The organism is Lelliottia jeotgali (assembly GCF_977070485.1).
Genome location: NZ_CDRVFO010000002.1, coordinates 478858 through 496264, shown reverse-complemented (window position 1 = coordinate 496264; position 17407 = coordinate 478858). Strand labels below are relative to the sequence as shown.

The following is a 17407-nucleotide window of genomic DNA, read 5'->3' as shown; positions in this document are numbered from 1 at the left end:
AGGTTTAGCCGTCATGTACCACACACACACCGCCCTGAAGCGCCTGACCGTCGCAGCCCTGCTGCTGGCACTGGCCGGTTGCGGCGTCACCGACCGTATCGGCAAGCGCATGGAAGACAGCTGGGCGGCCGACATGCTGGCCGACAGCGAGAAGGTCATCCTGACCTCCGACGGTGGTAACCAGCTCAACCCCGACGCCGAGGGCAAGCCGTTGTCGGTGGTGATGCGCGTGTACCAGCTGACCGACCTCGAGCGCTTTGCAGCCACCGACGCCGAGACGCTTTGGGACACACCGGAAAAAGCCCTGGGCAACACGCTGGTCGAAGCCCGCGAGCTCACCCTGCTGCCGGGTATCGGCCAGACCGACCAGTGGCCGCTGGCCAAGACCGCCCGCTATGTCGGCGTGGCAGCGTTCTTCCGCAATGAGCAGGATGCCCGCTGGAAGGTCGCATTCGATGCCGAGTCGCTGCGCAAGGACGGTATCTGGTTCTCGTCCGATGGCCTGCGGGTACTGGTGGACAACACCGAAATCAGCGCCCTGCGTGGCGTCGATGTGCTGAACAAGCCGCCCACCGCCGACCAGTTGGCTGCTGCGCAAAAGGCCGACGATACGCCGTCTGCCCTCACCGACAAAGTGCAGGACGCCGTGATCGAAAAGGCCACCGACGCTGCCGGTAAATCGGCCAGCAATGCCATGGATTCAACCTTCAACTCTTTAGTGGATAGCGTCAAATGAGCAAGCAGAGCCGGGTGATGTGGTCGGAAGGCATGTTCCTGCTGCCCCAGCACTTCCAATACCAGGATGAGTTCCACCAGCACCAGCTGGCCGAGGCCACCCTGCGCGGCACCCCGTTCCATTGGGGCGTGCAGGCGCTGCAGGTGGACGAAGATGCCCTGGCCAATGGTTCGCTGCAGCTCAAGCGCCTGAAACTGGTGTTTCCGGACGGCAGCCTGTACGACGCGCCGCAGCACGACCCGCTGCCGGCCGCGCGCGACCTCAAGGACCTGCTCAAGGCCAACGACCTGAAGGTTTACGCCGCACTCAAGCTGCCCGAGCCCTTCGGCCTGAACTATGTCGAAGATGGCCAGGAGCACAAGGCGGCGCGGCGCTTTCGCAAGCAGTTCGACACCCTGCCGGACCTTAACGAAGGTGAACTGGAAAACGAAATCACCAGCCTGCGCCTGAATGTGGTGCTGCTGGTCGATGGCGACAGCCTCGATGGCTACAGCCATTGCCCGTTGGCCAAACTCACCCGCAACAGCATGGGCGGCTTCAACCTGGACCCGCACTTCGCCCACCCCACCCTGCACCTGGGCAGCCACGAGACCCTGGCCGGCATCGGCAAGCGCCTGCTCGGTGCCCTGCAGGCCAAGAGCAAGGCGTTGTCGGGCCGGCGCCGTGAGCGCGCCGACCAGATCGCCGAATTCGGCTCCAGCGACGTCACACTGTTCTGGTTGCTGAACACGGTCAACCGTGCGCACCCGCAACTGGCCCACCTGCTGGCCCACCCGCGGCTGCACCCCGAGCGCCTGTACCTGTTCCTGGCCGACCTTGCCGGCGGGCTGTTGACGTTCACCCTCGACACCCAGCTTAGTGATGTCCCCGAATACGATCACCACGACCCGGCGGCATCACTGGTCAAACTGGACGAGATGATCCGGGTGATGCTCGACAATGTCGTGCCCAACCAGTGCATCGTCATCAACCTCACCCAGACCAAGCCGTCGTACTGGCAGGGGCAACTGCGCGACCCGCGCCTGGTCGAGGCCGACTTCTATATCTCGGTACACGCCGACATGCCCGGTGCCAGCCTGCTGGAGCTGGTGCCACGTGCGTTCAAGGTGGGCTCGCCGGAAGACATCGAAGTGGTGGTCAACAGCGCCATGCCCGGCGTCACCCTCAACCATGCTGCGCGGTTGCCCAACGCCATTCCGGTACGCCTGGACAACCAGTACTTCGCCATCGAGCCGCATGGCCATGTCTACGAGCGAATGATGAACGCCCAGACCATCTGCTTCTATGCGCCCAGCGCCTTTACCAACCTCAAGCTTGAACTGATGGCGGTGCTCAAATGACCGAAGCCGTATTGCAACAGGGCGCCGTTGCGCCCGCCAGCGACAAACCGACCCTCAAGGGTCTGGTACAAGACTTCATCAGCATGGCGCTGATTGTCCGCCGTGGCCGCCAGGTCACGTCGGTACAAGCCTTCGAAGCCAGCGTCGACCGCTTCTTCGCCAACCTGGAGCGCGATGCCCGCGCCGCCAACTACAGCGTCGAGCAGGTCAAGGACACCCAATACGCCCTGTGCGCGTTCCTCGACGAAAGCGTGCTGCGCTCCGGCGACAACGAACTGCGCGGGCACTTCGAGCTGCAACCGCTGCAGTTCCGCTACTTTGGCGTGCACCTGGCCGGTGAAGGCTTCTTCGAGAAGGTCGAAGCGTTGCGCGCCGACGTCAAACAGAACCTCGATGTGCTGGAGGTCTACCACCTGTGCCTGGCGCTGGGCTTCGAGGGCAAGTTCAGCCTCGGCCAGAAAGACCAGCTGCGCTACCTGGCCAACGCCCTGGGCCAGGACATCGCGCGCTACCGAAAACCGCCCAAAACCCTCTCGCCGGACTGGGCCCTGCCCGACCAGGTGTCGCAGATGCTGCGCCACGAAGTGCCGCTGTGGGTGTACCTGGTGTTGATTGCGCTGGTCTGTGTCGCGGTGTACCTGACGCTCGACTGGTTGCTGGACAAGGATGTCGCCGCCCTTTCCGAACAAATCCGCCAGCTGTTCAGTGCCTGAGCACACCTCAGGTAGCCGAGTCAGGAAGACATGAAAACATTACTGCGTCTGTTGAAGAGTTTCTGGATTCTCCTGCCACTGCTGTGGTTGGTGACCCTGTTGATCTGCTGGCTGGTGGCACCGTTGGTGCCCTGGCTGCGCCACCATGTGCCCGAAGCGCTGGCCATCATCAGCGCCTGCTTCCTGCTGGTGATCGTGCTGCGCCAGTACCAGCGCATCCGCGCCGAGCATAACCTGGAGAACCTGCTGCAGATCGAGGTCGATCGCTCGTGGAACGCCACCGGTGAATTCCGCGACCAGCAAGTGCTGCGCGAGCGCCTCAAGCATGCCATCGCCATGCTGCGTACCGACCGCTCCGCCGGTGGCGGTGGCAAGGCGGCCCTGTCCGACCTGCCCTGGTACCTGGTGATCGGCATGTCGGCTGCAGGCAAAACCTCGCTGTTGACCCACTCGGGCCTCTCGGCCAGCATCGCCACCGCCAATGACAGCGAAAGTGGCACCCAGCACTGTGACTGGTATTTCAGCCCCGACGCAGTGATGATCGACACCGCAGGCCGTTACCTGCGCGACGATCAGTCTGCCAGCGAGTTTTCAGCCTTCCTGCGCATGCTGCGCAAGCAACGCGGCAAGGCAGCGATCAACGGCCTGGTGCTGGTGGTCAGCCTGCCTGAACTGTTGGCGGCCAACAGCGACGGGCGTAACGCGCTTGCCGCGCAGTTGGTGGCGCGCGTGGAGGAATACGCCGAGTGCCTGGGCACCAACCCGCCTGTGTACCTGATGCTGAGCAAGACCGACCAGTTGCCCGGCTTCAACCAGGCCTTCGAAGGCCTGGACCTGCACCAGCGCCAGCAGCCGCTGGGCATGACCTTTGGCCTGTCGGAAATCCGCAACAACGGTTTGCAGGCGGTGCTCAACACTCGCCTGAAAAACCTGCAAAGCCACATCCGCCGCCACGTCGATGCGCAGATGATCAGCCTCGGCGCAGATGCCGACAGCACACTGCTCAACTTCCCCCAGTACTTCGCAGAACTCAATGGCGTGCTGGAGCAGTTCCTTGAGCACTTCACCCGCGGCCAGGGTGGCGGTGCCCCGCTGCTGTTGCGCGGCTTGTACTTCACCAGTGCGCTGCAGACCGAGCAGCAACTGGGCCAGGTGTACGAAGACGTCATCGCCGACAACTTTGCCCTGCAAGCGGCCCACGACGAAGGCGCCCAGCCGGCCAGCCACACGCAGGGCAACCGCAGCTACTTCATCACCGACACATTCCGCCAGGTGATTTTCCCCGACCGCGACCTGACCCTGTACCAGTCGCGCCTGGGCCGCAAGGCAGGCTTCAGCCCCCTGTTGCTGGGCCTGGCCGCTGCCGCCGGGGTGGCCTTTATCGGCTGGCAGGCGCTATCGTTCGCCAACAACCGCCAGTGGCTGGACAGCCTGCGTGGCCAACTGGCCGAGATCGAACGCGCCGATGACCGCGCACAGCTGCTGGCTGCCGGTAAAGGCCTGGAAGTGCTGCGCGGGCAGATGGCGACGGTCGAGGCGCATCGCCAGCAGGGTGTACCGCTGCAGTTGAGCGCCGGCCTGTACCACGGCGAGGCGATTCACCAGGTGGCCCGCAACGCCTACCTGGCGCAACTGCGCAGCCAGGCACTGGAGCCGATTGCCCGCAGCCTGCAGGTGCAGATGCGTGCGTTCAACACCTTTGCCAGCGGCATCAACCAGGAGCTGGAGTTCACCCCGGCGCCGAAAAGCCGCAATGGCAAACCGTTGACGCCTCGCCTGGCGGCCAAGGCCCAAGCGGCCCTGACCAAAACCCGTGCCGGCGCCTACGCCGCCAAGGTCAACCTGGCCACGGCCAGCGACGCGGCCGAGTTGTCCGCCACCACCGGCGGCCTGTCACTGTCCGAAGAGATGCTCGGACGCCTGGACGAACAGCAGGTGGCGTCGATCATCGAGGCTTACAACACCCTCAAGCTGTACCTCCTGTTGACCGAGCCACAAGCCCACCCAGACCCAGCCTTCGTCGCCGCCAGCCTGCCGCAGGCCTGGGCAGGCGCCGCAACCCAAGGTTCCCCCACCGACGCAGCGGTCATCAGCGAAAACGCCCCTCTGTACGTTCAATTGCTGGAGCAAGGCCAGGCGCCGTCGCTGCCACGTAACCAACAACTGATCGACGAAACCCGGCAGAACCTCAAGGCATTCATGATTTCCAGCTCGCTGGTGGATCGCGAATACCTGCGCCTGCAACTGGAGTCCAGCCGCCAGTTCCCGGCGCTGAGCCTCAACGACCTGGTGCCAACGCCTGGCCGTAACCTGTTGTACAGCTCTGCCGGCGTGCCGGCGATCTATACCCGCCAGGGCTGGGACACCTTCGTCAAGCCCGAGCTGATCAAGCTGGTGTCGGGCAACCTGCGCAACGAGTCGGACTGGGTGCTCGACGGCGAAGGCGGCGATGCCATCGTGCAGAAAGCCAACTTCGTGCGCGAGTTCATGGCCCGCTACAAACGCGATTACACCCAGGCCTGGTACAAGATGGTCAGCAGCGTGGGCGTGCGCCACTTCGCCGACCTGGCCTCGGCCACAGAACACCTCGGGCTGCTCAGCGATGTGCAGAACTCGCCGGTGAAGAACCTGCTGGCAGCGGTCAATGACAACACTCAGTGGGACTTGCCGGTCAAGCGCGACGCCACGCCTACGGGCAATGCCCGCGCGGACGGCTTCTGGAGCAAGGTCACCGGCCTGATCGACGAAGCCAAGGACGTGGCGCCTGAAGCCCTGGCCCCTAGCCTGCCGGCCGTGGACGACGGCAGCCTGGCCAAGCGTTTCGAGCCGGTCGCCCGGGTGTTCGCAGCCAACAACGCCGAAGGCGCCGACAGCACCATCATGGACCGCTACCTGGCCGCGCTGCGCAAGCTCAAGGTGCGCATGAACAACATCCAGCGCTCGCAGGATGTCGGTAAAAGCAGCAAGCAGCTGATCAGCGAAACTCTGGAAGGCCAGCCGAGCGAAGTGACCACCGTGCGCAACTACGTGGAAACCAGCGTCGACACCAGCCAGGACGGCCTGTCGCGTTCGCTGCAGGGCCTGTTCAGCCTGCCGATCCAGTACGCCTGGGAAACCCTGCGCGACCCGGCCGGCCAACAGATCGCCAAAGCCTGGAAGCAGCAGATCGCCAAGCCCTGGGAGCAGGTCATGGCGCACCGTTACCCGATCGCCACCGGCAGCCGCAACGAAGCTTCGGTCAAGGACCTGCAGCGTTTCGTCGACCCCGAAAGCGGCCTGCTGCCGACCTTCAAGCGCAACGAGATCGGCAACCTGTCCGGCGGTGAAGGCCTGGGCCTGAGCAACGGCAAGGCGCCGGCGCTGGTCAACCCGGGGATGCTCAACAGCATCGACAAGGCCAGCAACGTGGGTCAGGTGATCGCCAGCCTGTCGGACCGCGACAACGGCTTCGAGATCATGCTTGAGCCGTCGGCCAACTTTACCGACATTGTGTTCACCCTTGATGGCCAGGAGCAGCACTACCGCAACGGCCGCAGCAGCTGGAGCCGCTTTGCCTGGCCAGGCACCAACAACACGCCGGGCGCACGCCTGGACGTGGTCACCCTCAGCGGTGCACGCATCACCGTGTTCGACTTCCCGGGGCGCTGGGGCCTGCTGCGCATGAACGAAAGCGCCCGGGTCGACGACCTGGACGGCATCCAGCAGCGCTTCAGCTGGAACACGGCCAATGGCCGGGTCAGCCTGGTGGTGCGCAACTTCGGCGGGGTCAAACTCACCGACCTGGGCGACGTCAAGGCGCTGAGCGCCCTCAACGACGCTGGCAGGGGCGCACAATGATCGGCTGCTTCGGCAAGCTGCCGTCGAGCGCAGACTTCGTCAGCCTGCATGGCGCGGCGGAGGAAGTCTGCGAGTTCGACGCCTGGCTACAGGCCTCGTTGGCGGCAATGCGCCACCGCGAGGACTGGCAGGCGTTGTTCGATGCTCTGCCGATGTGCTTCTTCTGCTACCGCGCGCGCAATGGCAACTGGCTGCTGGGCGGCCTGCTCAGCTCCCGCGATGCCAGTGCCCGACGCTACCCGTTCTTCATCTTCCAGCTGCTCAAGGGCCAAGAAGGTGAAACGCTGCTCAACCCGTTCACCCTCGGCGAGCTGTTCAGTGCGCAAATCAAGCCGTTGCTGCATCAGGCCGTGCAAGGCGCCGAGTGCGCCAGCCTGTTCGAACGCATCAAGGCCCTGCGCCCGCTGCAGGCCCAGGACCTGGACCTGTTCCGGCGTGTGCACGGCAAGTTCCTGCATGATTTCAGCTTCAGCGACATCGCCCGTGCGCTGAAGGGCTCCTGGCCGGCCTTCGACGGTGCTACCGCGCTGGCACGCTTGCGGGCTACGCAATTGGCGCTGCACGGCGACTTCGACGGCGGTATCGAGCTGCCGTTGCCGGCCGAGCGTGGCCTGAAAAACCCCACCGCCGACCTGTGGCTGACCTGGCTGACGCGCATTGCCAGGCGCCATGACGTACCGGCGGTAACCTTGCTGGCCGACGATTTCATGCACCCGCGGCTGTACTGCTTCCCGTCGCGCCATACCGGCACAGCGTATCGCCTGCTCAGCGGCACGGCCGCAGCCGGCCAACGCTTGGATCTGCTCAACCCGTTGCCGCCACAAACGCCCGTGCACGACTACGACCGACCTCTAGAACACGTCATCGACCGCTTTGTCGATGCGTTGGATGCGACGCCTGTATGAACAAGATCAAGTACTACTGCCTGCGCTATCAACCTTACCTCCTGGGGCTGGCCTTCTTCCTGGCGATCTTCGTGGTGTGGGCCCTGGGCCGTGCCCTGGGTTTTGCCTCGCTGCACAGCCTGCTCGCGGGCATTGGCGTGTTCCTGCTGCTGTCGGCGGGCTATGTACTGCTGCTTTACCGTGGCGCAGGCCAGCACCACAACCTTGAGGCGCTGCTGCGTGATGACGCAGACCAGGCGGTACTCAACGCCACCCCGGCCGACCGCGAAGAAATCAGCCTGCTGCGCGAGCGCCTGCTGCAGAGCATCGAGCGCCTGCACAGCAACAAACCACGCGCCACCCCTGCAAAGGACGCCTTGTACGCCCTGCCCTGGTACCTGGTGATCGGCCAACCGGCCGCCGGCAAAAGCACCATGATCCTGCAGTCCGGGCTCAATTTCCCTTACGCCGAGCGCGAAGGTGCGCGGGTTGCAGGCTTGGGCGGCACGCGCAACTGCGACTGGTTCTTCAGCTCCGAAGCGGTGCTGCTGGACACCGCCGGCCGCTACATGAACAGCCCCGAGGAAGCCGGCAAGTGGCGTGGTTTTCTGCAGCTGCTACGCCAGCACCGCCAGCGCCGGCCACTCAACGGGCTGATCGTCAGCGTCAGCATCGCCGATATCCTGCATGGCTCGGCCGAAGACCAGGAGCGTGTGGCCAAGCGCCTGCGCGAGCGTATCCAGGAAAGCTGCGCCCTGCTGGAAGTACGCCTGCCCATCTACCTGGTGTTCACCAAATGCGACCTGATCCCGGGCTTCACACCCTTCTACCGCCAGCTGGATGACGCAGCGCGCGGTGAGGTGATGGGCAAGACGTTCTCGCACAAAGGCTATGAACAAGCCGACTGGGGCCAGCGCTTCGGCAAGGCCATGGACGAGCTGACCGGCTATTGGCAGCAGGTGGCGAGCCAGCAACTGATGCAGCAGGATATTCAGGTAACCCGCAAGAACAATGCCGCCTACCGCTTCCCGCTCGAGCTGGCTGCGCTCAAGCCACGCTTGCAGCAATTCGTCGACAGCCTGCTGCGGGCCAACCCGTACCAGAACGCCGAACTGCTGCGTGGTTTCTATTTCACCGCAGCGCTGGAAGCCGACGACGCCCTGTGGGGCAGCCATGGCCAGCATGTCGCCGAGCGTTTCGCCCTGGCGCATGGCCAGGACCGTAGCGGGGGTAACAGCCAGCCGGCACCGCTTTTCATCAACAGCCTGTTCCGCAAGGTGATAATCCCCGACCAGCACCTGGTGGCGGTGTACACCAGCAACCGCCGTGAACGCCAGCGCAAGGCCGCCTGGGTGGGTGCCGCCAGCCTGGCGGGATTGCTGCTGTGCAGCCTGTGGGGCTGGTCGTACATGAACAACCGCAACACCCTCGACACCATGGCCGCCGAACTTGCCCAGGCCAAGCGCGAAGACCAGGCCAACCCTGGCCATTACGCCCCTTGGCACAGCCTCGACCGCCTGCGTTTCTGGGCAGCACACTACTACCAGCAGCACCACGACCAGGCCGTGCCGCTGGGCATGCGCCTGGGCTTGTACCAGGGCCATGCGGTCGAGCCGGTACTGCGTGCGCGCTACTTCGCCACCCTGCAGAACGTGATGCTCAAGCCCACGGCAGACAACCTGACACGCACCCTGTACCTGCTGACCACACTGAAGGTCTACCAGCGCAATACCCGTGAGTTGCAGCCGGTGACCGGTGTCGACAGTGTCGAGGCAGAAGCCCTGCCCCATGACAACCGTGCCCAGTCGATCGCCGACTTCGGCAAGGCAGCGCTGGACACCTACGTGATGCTGTCACCTGCCCAGCGGGAAAAGGCCGACCCGGCATTGCTCAAGGCCAGGTTACCGGACTACTGGTACCCGGCCATCGCCCGCCACACCGGCAAGCGCATGGACGCCGCCGGCGGCGAAAGTCCTGCCAACCAGGACTACCTGTACGCCAGCCGCCAGATCGTGTTCTACAGCGACCAGATCCGTGAACCCGATGTACCGCGCATCCTCGACAACGCGTTCCTGATGTCCAGTTCGCGCAACTACATCAACAGCCTGCTGACCCAGTCGTTGCGCTCGATCGAAACCATCACGCTGGAGTCCGACACCCTGTTCGCCTTTGCCCGCGCCGACTTCCAGAGCCTCAAGAGCGAAGGCCAGAACCAGCTGAGCGCTATCGCCAGCAAACTGCTGAACACCCCGAACATCGGCAAGATCATCATCTCGGGCCACGCCGACCAGCTCGGCGATGCCCAAGGCAACCTGCAGGTTTCCCGGCAACGGGCGCAAACCATCCGCACCTACTTGGTCGGCAAGGGCGTACCCGCCGAGCTGGTAAGTGCACAGGGCGAAGGCAGCCGCAAACCGCTGGTCAACTGCGACATGCAACAACCGCGGGCGCAACTGATCAAGTGCCTGGAGCCCAACCGGCGGGTGGAAATCGAAGTGCGCGGGCTCAACTGAGGCCGCGCTGCAAGAACCGGCCACCCGGGCCTCACAGGAGGAGGCCCGGGTGGCGGCAAGCTACCTCTGCTGACAGGTTCGGCGAGGTCAACACGAAGGGGCGCATGAGCGGCCTTTAATTGATGTTAATGGAGAGTTTTACAATGGCATTTGACGCGTATATCCAAATCGACGGCATCCCGGGCGAAGTTCTGGATGAAAAACACAAGGACTGGATCGAAGTGCTGGGCTACGAGTACGGCGCCACCCAGGCCACTTCGGCCACTGCCAGCTCCTCGGGCGGTGCATCCTCCGAGCGCGTGTCGCTGACCGACTTCAAGATCCGCAAGGCAGTCGACAAGGCCTCGGCCAAACTGTTCGAGCACTGCTGCACCGGCAAGCACATCGCCAAGCTGAAGCTGAACGTCAACCGTGCCGGTGGTGACAAGGTCACCTACCTGACCATCGACATGGAAGAAGTGGTGGTGTCCTCGGTCAAGTTCGTCGCCGGTGGCAACCAGGGCGGTGAAGACAAGGCGGTAAGCGACCTGCCGATTGAAGAAATCAGCTTCAACTTCGCCCGCATCAAAACCACCTACACCCAGCAGAACCGTACCGACGGCCAGGCTGGCGGCAACATCGTCGGTGGCTGGGACCGCACCGCGAACAAAGTGTTTGCCTAAGCACTTGTTTGGCCTGGGCCGCGCAAGCGGCCCATACCCTGCGGCGTGCCGGGCCTCCCGGCACGTTGCTCTTTACCCCTGATCAGAGTGTTTTATGCCTGAATTCCTCAACGGCCTTTCGCTGGCCGAGCTGGCCGCGCCGATCGACGGTGGCAGCGGCGAAGACTTGAGCTTCTCTGCCTTGTTCGACCAGATCAAGGAGGCGCGCCGGGCAGACCCTGACTACCTGACCCAGGGCGACTGGCAGACCGACCTGAAAACCGCCGACTGGGAAAAGGTCATCAACCTGTCGGCCCAAGGGCTTGCGCAGCAGAGCAAGGACCTGATGCTGGTCGCCTGGCTCAACGAAGGCTTGGCCCAGCGCGATCACTTCCAAGGCATCACCTTCGGCCTGACCCTGTGCGAACGCATCCTGGAAACATTCTGGGAGACCGCCTACCCGTCACTCGAAGACGGCCTGGACGAGCGCGCTGCGCGGCTGTCCTGGCTCAAGACCACCCTCACCGACATTGTCGGTGGCTTGCCCATTACCCAAGGGCAGAATTTCGGCGTGCTGCGTTACGACGAATCACGCCATGTAGAAAACCTTGCCTTGCAGAACCCCAAGGCGATGCAAACCGCGCTCAATGAGGGCAAGATCAACGCCGAGATCTTCCAGCGCTCGGTGGTGCTCAGCGACACCGAGCACCTGCAGGCCAAAGCGGTGGAGATTGCCGCCAGCCTGCAGGCCTGCCAACGCCTGCAAGCGACCACCGACCGCCTGTTCGGTACCGAAGCGCCAAGTTTTGCCAGCCTCGCCGACATGCTGTCGCGGGCCAGCCAACTGGCAGAGAAACTGCTCAAGGACCGCGGCATCGAACTGCACCCTGTCGCCGCAGAGCCAGAGCCTGCCGTCACCCTCAGCGCAGCAAGCGAGCCAGGTGAACCTATGAATACGCCCGTTCAGGCCGCAGCGCCTGCGCCCATGCGCACCACGCCACTGACCCGCGACGAAGCCTTCACGATGCTCGCCGGCATTGCCCAGTTCTTCAAACAGACCGAGCCGCAAAGCCCGGTACCGTACCTGATAGAGCGCGCCATCAAGTGGGGCAACATGCCGCTCGAGGGCTGGCTGAGCGATGTGATCAAGGACAGTAATGTGGTGGACAACATCCGCGACGTGCTGGGGACACGTGAGCAGCGCTCCTGAGGCCTGCACTACCCGCACAAATGGTGCAAACTTGAGGCTTGCCCCCCGCGAAGGAAAGCCCCATGCCACCACGCCACCCCACCCCGCCAGGCTTCATCCGCGTACGTGGCGCCCGTGAGCATAACCTCAAGAACATCGACGTCGACATCCCGCGCGACGCCTTGGTGGTATTCACCGGCGTCTCTGGCTCAGGCAAGTCCTCGCTGGCCTTCTCCACCCTCTACGCCGAAGCCCAGCGCCGCTACTTCGAGTCGGTCGCGCCCTATGCCCGGCGCCTGATCGACCAGGTCGGCGTGCCGGATGTCGACGCCATCGAGGGCCTGCCGCCAGCCGTGGCCCTGCAGCAGCAACGCGGTACCCCTAGTGCGCGCTCGTCGGTGGGTAGCGTCACCACCCTGTCCAGTTCGATCCGCATGCTCTACTCCCGAGCCGGCAGCTACCCGGCGGGCCAGCCGATGCTGTATGCAGAGGACTTTTCGCCCAACACGCCCCAGGGCGCCTGCCCCGAATGCCATGGCCTGGGCCGGGTCTATGAGGTGACCGAGGCGACCATGGTCCCCGACCCGTCGCTAACTATACGTGAAAGGGCGGTGGCAGCCTGGCCAATGGCCTGGCAAGGGCAGAACCTGCGCGACATTCTCGTGACCCTGGGCTACGACGTCGACATCCCCTGGCGTGAATTGCCCCAAGAGCAACGCGACTGGATCCTCTACACCGACGAGACCCCCACCGTACCGGTGTACGCCGGCCTCACCCCGGCGCAGACCCGCACCGCGCTCAAGCGCAAGCTCGAACCCAGCTACCAGGGCACCTTCAGCGGTGCCCGGCGCTATGTGATGCACACGTTCATGCATTCGCAGAGTGCGCAGATGCGCAAACGCGTCTCCCAGTTCATGCGCCCCAGCCCTTGCCCGCTGTGCCAGGGCAAACGCCTGAAGCGTGAAGCGCTGGCAGTCACCTTCGCCGGCCGCGACATCGGCGAGCTGTCGCGCCTGCCGCTGCAGGCACTGGCCGAGGTGTTGCGCACAGTGGCGGCGCCCGGTTACCTGGAGCAGCATGAAGACACCCTGACGCTGGAAAAACGCCTGGCCGCACAGCGCATCGCCCACGAGTTGCTGGAGCGCATCGCGCCGCTGATTGACCTGGGGCTCGGCTACCTGGCCCTGGAGCGCAGCACACCGACGCTTTCTTCGGGCGAACTGCAGCGCCTGCGCCTGGCCACCCAGCTCAACTCGCAGCTGTTTGGCGTCATCTATGTGCTCGACGAGCCGTCGGCCGGGCTGCATCCGGCCGACAGCGAGGCGCTTTTCGAGGCGCTGCAGCGGCTAAAACAGGCGGGCAACTCGGTGTATGTGGTGGAGCACGACCTGGACACCATGCGCAGGGCCGACTGGCTGATAGATGTCGGCCCTGCGGCGGGTGAACACGGCGGCCAGGTGCTTTACAGCGGCCCGCCACCGGGCCTTGCACAGGTTGCGGCGTCGCGCACCGGCGCCTACCTGTTCGCCGGGCAACAGCCGGCCAGCCGCACACCACGCCCGGCGCAGGCCTGGTTGCGGCTTGAAGGCATTACCCGCAACAACCTGCGTGAGCTCAGTGCGCAGTTTCCGCTGGGCTGCTTCACCGCGGTCACTGGCGTTTCCGGCTCGGGCAAGTCGAGCCTGGTCAGCCAGGCTTTGCTGGAGCTGGTGAGTGCACACCTGGGCCATGCCGCACAGCCGGCCGAGCCCGAGGAACACAGCCTTGAAGACGCGCCCGAGCAGCCCAGCAGCGGGCGCGTGAGCGCGGGGCTGGAGTGCATCAAGCGGCTGGTGCAGGTCGACCAGAAACCCATCGGCCGCACGCCACGCTCCAACCTGGCCACCTATACCGGGCTGTTCGACCATGTGCGCAAACTGTTCGCCGCTACCGAGCAGGCCAAGGCCCTTGGTTTCGATGCCGGGCGCTTCTCGTTCAACGTCGCCAAGGGCCGCTGCGCGACCTGCGAGGGCGAAGGCTTCGTCAGTGTCGAGCTGCTGTTCATGCCCAGCGTCTATGCGCCCTGCCCGACCTGCCACGGCGCACGCTACAACCCACAGACGCTGACCGTGACATGGCAAGGCATGACCATCGCCCAGGTGCTGCAATTGACCGTCGACCAGGCGCTTGAAGTGTTTGCCGAACAGCTTCCGGCCCGGCGCTGCCTGCAGGTGCTGCAGGACATAGGCCTGGGCTACCTGCGCCTGGGCCAGCCGGCCACCGAGCTGTCCGGCGGCGAGGCGCAGCGCATCAAGCTGGCCACCGAACTGCAGCGCACCGCCCGCGGCGCCACGCTGTATGTGCTGGATGAGCCCACCAACGGCCTGCACCCGCAGGACATCGACCGCTTGCTGGTGCAGCTCAACCGCCTGCTCGACGGCGGGCACAGTGTGGTGGTGGTCGAACATGACATGCGCGTGGTAGCGCAGAGCGACTGGGTGATCGACATTGGGCCGGGGGCTGGGGATGCGGGGGGCACGGTGGTGGTGAGTGGTACGCCTCGGGAGGTTGCGGGGTGCGGTGAAAGCCGCACAGCCGAGTTTCTGGCCAGAGCCCTTTAGCGCCTGTACTGGCCCTATCGCCGGCAAGCCGGCCCACAAGTACCCCGCTGCTCTCAAGCTCAGCGCAAACCCAGTGAGCCGGCTTGCTGGCCGTAGGGCCTGTGGGTACAGTCTGCGCCATGGATAAATACACCCCTCACCAGTGGCTCCCGCACGAAAAGCCGAGCCTGCCCGGTTCCCCTTCCACGCCCTTGCATACCCCGGCCAAACGCCTGGCCTTCGGTGTGGTCGGCCTGCTGGTGGCGATCACCGGCGGCCTGGGCAACGCGCTGGTCACCGCCAACCTGGTGTTTCTGCAGGGTGCCTTGGGCGCAACCACCGCAGAAATGGCCTGGCTGCCTGCTGCCTACGTGATGACCAACGTGTCGATCAACCTGCTGCTGGTCAAGTTTCGCCAGCAGTTCGGCCTGCGCGCCTTCACCGAAGTGTTTCTGGTGCTCTACGCACTGGTCACCTTCGCCCACCTGTTCGTCAACGACCTAAACTCGGCCATCGCTGTGCGGGCCGCCCACGGCATGGTGGGTGCCGCGCTGAGTTCGCTGGGCCTGTACTACATGATCCAGGCGTTCCCGGCGCAGTGGCGGCTCAAGGCCATGGTGCTGGGCCTGGGTGCCTCGCAGCTGGCCCTGCCGCTGGCGCGGATTTTCTCCGAAGACCTGCTGCAAATCGCTGAGTGGCGCGGCCTGTACCTGTTCGAACTGGGCCTGGCGCTGGCCGCGCTCGGTTGCGTTCTGCTACTCAAGCTGCCCCCTGGCGACCGCTTCAAAACCTTCGAGCCGCTGGACTTTCTGACCTTCACCCTGATGGCCAGCGGCACCGCCCTGCTGTGCGCCGCCCTGTCGCTGGGGCGCATCGAGTGGTGGCTGGAGGCGCCATGGATAGGGGTCGCCCTGGCAGCGTCGATCGCCCTGGTGTTCAGCGGTCTGGCCATCGAGCACAACCGCCAGAACCCGCTGCTGATGACGCGGTGGCTGGGCAGCGGCGCGATCATCCGCCTGGGCTTGTGCGTGATCCTGATCCGTATGGTCACCTCCGAGCAGTCCACCGGCGCCGTGGGTTTTCTGCAAGTGCTGAACATGGGCAGCGAGCAGATGCGCACGTTGTACTGGGTGATGCTGCTCGGCGCGGTGGCGGGCCTGGCCAGCAGCGCGCTGACCATCAGCCCCAACCACCTGGTGATCCCGCTGTTCATCTCGTTGCTGGCCATGGCCACCGGGGCGTTCATGGACAGCAGCTCAAGCAACCTCACGCGGCCGGCGCAGATGTACCTGAGCCAGTTCCTGCTGGCCTTTGGCAGTACCTTCTTCCTCGGCCCGTCCATGGCCCTGGGCATCAGCCACGTGCGCGCCAACCCGCGCAACCTGGTGAGCTTCTCGGTGCTGTTCGGCATCTGCAACAACCTCGGTGGCCTGATCGGCGCCGCGCTGCTGGGTACCTTCCAGACCTGGCGCGAAAAATTCCATTCCAGCCACCTGGTCGACCGCCTCAGCTACCTCGAACCGCTGGTCAACGCCCGCGTGCAAAGCGGTGGCGGCGGTTATGCCGGCATCCTCGCCGACCCGGCCCTGCGCAGCGAGGCCGGGCTGCGCGTATTGGCCAACGCGGCCACGCGTGAGGCCAACGTCATGGCCTACAACGATGTGTTCATGCTGATCGGCAGCATCGCTATCCTCACCATGATCTGGATTTGCATCCGCGGTTCCTGGCTGTGGTACACAGCCCGCCAGGCCGCTTCACCCGACTCCACCAGCGGTACTGCCAACCGATGACCGACCCAACCCGCACAACCACCACCACTGCCCTTGCCGAAACCCCGGAAGGCGCCGCACCGCCCAGCGAACCGACCAGCCCGGTGCGCACGCGACGGGTGCGCATCCTGTCTTCGGTCATGTTCGCCTGCGTGGCTCTGGCCGGCATCCTGCTGGTGCTCTATGCCTGGCGCCTGCCGCCGTTCGGCAGTGCCATCGAAAGTACCGAAAACGCCATGGTACGCGGCCAGGTCACCATCATCGGGCCGCAACTGAGCGGCTATGTGGTCGATGTGCCTGTGCATGACTTCCAGTTCGTCAAGGCCGGCGACTTGCTGGTGCAACTGGACGACCGCATCTACAAACAGCGCCTGGCCCAGGCCATCGCCCAACTGCAACAGGAGCAGGCGGCGCTGGCCAACAACCTGCAGCAGCGCAATAGCGCCGAAGCCACCATCGCCCAGCGCCAGGCCGCCATTGGCGATGCCAAGGCCCAGGCGGAAAAGGCCCGCGCCGACCTCAGCCGCAACCAGGCGCTGGTCAGCGATGGCTCGGTGTCGCGCCGCGACCTGGACGTTACCCGCGCCAGCCAGGCCGCCGCCGTCGCCACCCTCGCCCAGGCCAAGGCCGCGCTGGCCATCGCCCGCCAGGACCGCGAGACGGTCATCGTCAACCGCGCCGCGCTGGAGGCCTCGGTTGAAAACGCCAAGGCTGCCGTGGAGCTGGCCCGCATCGACCTCGACAACACCCGGGTCACTGCGCCGCGTGACGGCCAGCTGGGGCAGATCGGTACCCGCCTGGGCGCTTACGTCAACTCCGGCGCACAACTGATGGCACTGGTGCCCGATACCGTGTGGGTGATTGCCAACATGAAGGAAACCCAGATGGCCAATGTGCGCATCGGCCAGCCGGTGACCTTCACCGTGGACGCCCTCAACCACCTGAAGCTGCGGGGCCATGTGCAGCAGATTTCACCGGCCACAGGCTCCGAGTTCGCCTTGCTGCAGGCCGACAACGCCACCGGCAACTTCGTCAAGATCGCCCAGCGGATACCCGTGCGGATCACCGTCGATGCCGACCAGCCAGCGGCGAGGCGCCTGAGCCCGGGGATGTCGGTGGTGGTGAGTATCGATACCCGTGACGAAAAATGACTGGGCCCGCGCGGGGGTGAATCTGAGAACCGCGTCGAGATGCCGTCCTGCCACG

General features: G+C 64.7%; 11 protein-coding genes. All 11 read left to right on the top strand.

Annotated features, from left to right (window positions below; translation table 11 throughout):
* The first annotated feature begins 13 nt into the window (after positions 1-13).
* The 11 genes from tssJ (at position 14) to ACW4TB_RS04715 (ending at position 17352) form a co-directional block, all read left to right on the top strand.
* Positions 14-736, top strand: coding sequence for a type VI secretion system lipoprotein TssJ (gene tssJ / locus ACW4TB_RS04765; protein ID WP_039603565.1), 723 nt, complete (start codon positions 14-16; stop codon positions 734-736).
* The gene (gene tssK, locus ACW4TB_RS04760) at positions 733-2076 is read left to right on the top strand and encodes a type VI secretion system baseplate subunit TssK (protein WP_279933713.1); all 1344 of its coding nucleotides are present in this window, start codon (positions 733-735) and stop codon (positions 2074-2076) included. Before tssJ ends, tssK begins: the two co-directional genes overlap by 4 nt.
* Positions 2073-2789, top strand: coding sequence for a type IVB secretion system protein IcmH/DotU (gene icmH, locus ACW4TB_RS04755; protein WP_012314362.1), 717 nt, complete (start codon positions 2073-2075; stop codon positions 2787-2789). Before tssK ends, icmH begins: the two co-directional genes overlap by 4 nt.
* A 30-nt stretch (positions 2790-2819) precedes the next feature.
* Positions 2820-6626 (top strand): type VI secretion protein IcmF/TssM N-terminal domain-containing protein, encoded by a 3807-nt coding sequence (locus ACW4TB_RS04750; protein ID WP_279933712.1) that lies wholly within the window; start codon positions 2820-2822, stop codon positions 6624-6626.
* On the top strand, positions 6623-7531 hold the full coding sequence (tagF, locus tag ACW4TB_RS04745) for a type VI secretion system-associated protein TagF (protein ID WP_279933711.1): 909 nt from the start codon (positions 6623-6625) through the stop codon (positions 7529-7531). Before ACW4TB_RS04750 ends, tagF begins: the two co-directional genes overlap by 4 nt.
* Positions 7528-10023, top strand: a complete 2496-nt coding sequence (gene tssM, locus ACW4TB_RS04740) for a type VI secretion system membrane subunit TssM (protein ID WP_279933710.1) — start codon at positions 7528-7530, stop codon at positions 10021-10023. The genes tagF and tssM overlap by 4 nt, the downstream gene beginning before the upstream one ends.
* 143 nt (positions 10024-10166) lie before the next feature.
* On the top strand, positions 10167-10685 hold the full coding sequence (locus ACW4TB_RS04735; protein ID WP_012314358.1) for an Hcp family type VI secretion system effector: 519 nt from the start codon (positions 10167-10169) through the stop codon (positions 10683-10685).
* 94 nt (positions 10686-10779) lie between these two features.
* The gene (gene tssA, locus ACW4TB_RS04730) at positions 10780-11874 is read left to right on the top strand and encodes a type VI secretion system protein TssA (protein ID WP_279933201.1); all 1095 of its coding nucleotides are present in this window, start codon (positions 10780-10782) and stop codon (positions 11872-11874) included.
* A gap of 62 nt (positions 11875-11936) precedes the next feature.
* A complete protein-coding gene (gene uvrA, locus ACW4TB_RS04725) occupies positions 11937-14453 on the top strand; it encodes an excinuclease ABC subunit UvrA (RefSeq protein WP_279933190.1) in 2517 nt (838 codons plus the stop codon).
* 119 nt (positions 14454-14572) lie between these two features.
* Positions 14573-16222: an MFS transporter gene (locus ACW4TB_RS04720; protein WP_254467781.1), complete on the top strand. Its 1650-nt coding sequence runs from the start codon at positions 14573-14575 to the stop codon at positions 16220-16222.
* Positions 16219-17352, top strand: a complete 1134-nt coding sequence (locus ACW4TB_RS04715; RefSeq protein WP_279933187.1) for an HlyD family secretion protein — start codon at positions 16219-16221, stop codon at positions 17350-17352. The genes ACW4TB_RS04720 and ACW4TB_RS04715 overlap by 4 nt, the downstream gene beginning before the upstream one ends.
* Positions 17353-17407 lie beyond the last annotated feature (55 nt).

Excerpts from the sequence above, each read along its gene's own strand:
- tssJ (WP_039603565.1), top strand. The coding sequence starts at position 14 with ATGTACCACACACACACCGCCCTGAAGCGCCTGACCGTCGCAGCCCTG.
- tssK (WP_279933713.1), top strand. The coding sequence starts at position 733 with ATGAGCAAGCAGAGCCGGGTGATGTGGTCGGAAGGCATGTTCCTGCTG.
- icmH (WP_012314362.1), top strand. The coding sequence starts at position 2,073 with ATGACCGAAGCCGTATTGCAACAGGGCGCCGTTGCGCCCGCCAGCGAC.
- ACW4TB_RS04750 (WP_279933712.1), top strand. The coding sequence starts at position 2,820 with ATGAAAACATTACTGCGTCTGTTGAAGAGTTTCTGGATTCTCCTGCCA.
- tagF (WP_279933711.1), top strand. The coding sequence starts at position 6,623 with ATGATCGGCTGCTTCGGCAAGCTGCCGTCGAGCGCAGACTTCGTCAGC.
- tssM (WP_279933710.1), top strand. The coding sequence starts at position 7,528 with ATGAACAAGATCAAGTACTACTGCCTGCGCTATCAACCTTACCTCCTG.
- ACW4TB_RS04735 (WP_012314358.1), top strand. The coding sequence starts at position 10,167 with ATGGCATTTGACGCGTATATCCAAATCGACGGCATCCCGGGCGAAGTT.
- tssA (WP_279933201.1), top strand. The coding sequence starts at position 10,780 with ATGCCTGAATTCCTCAACGGCCTTTCGCTGGCCGAGCTGGCCGCGCCG.
- uvrA (WP_279933190.1), top strand. The coding sequence starts at position 11,937 with ATGCCACCACGCCACCCCACCCCGCCAGGCTTCATCCGCGTACGTGGC.
- ACW4TB_RS04720 (WP_254467781.1), top strand. The coding sequence starts at position 14,573 with ATGGATAAATACACCCCTCACCAGTGGCTCCCGCACGAAAAGCCGAGC.
- ACW4TB_RS04715 (WP_279933187.1), top strand. The coding sequence starts at position 16,219 with ATGACCGACCCAACCCGCACAACCACCACCACTGCCCTTGCCGAAACC.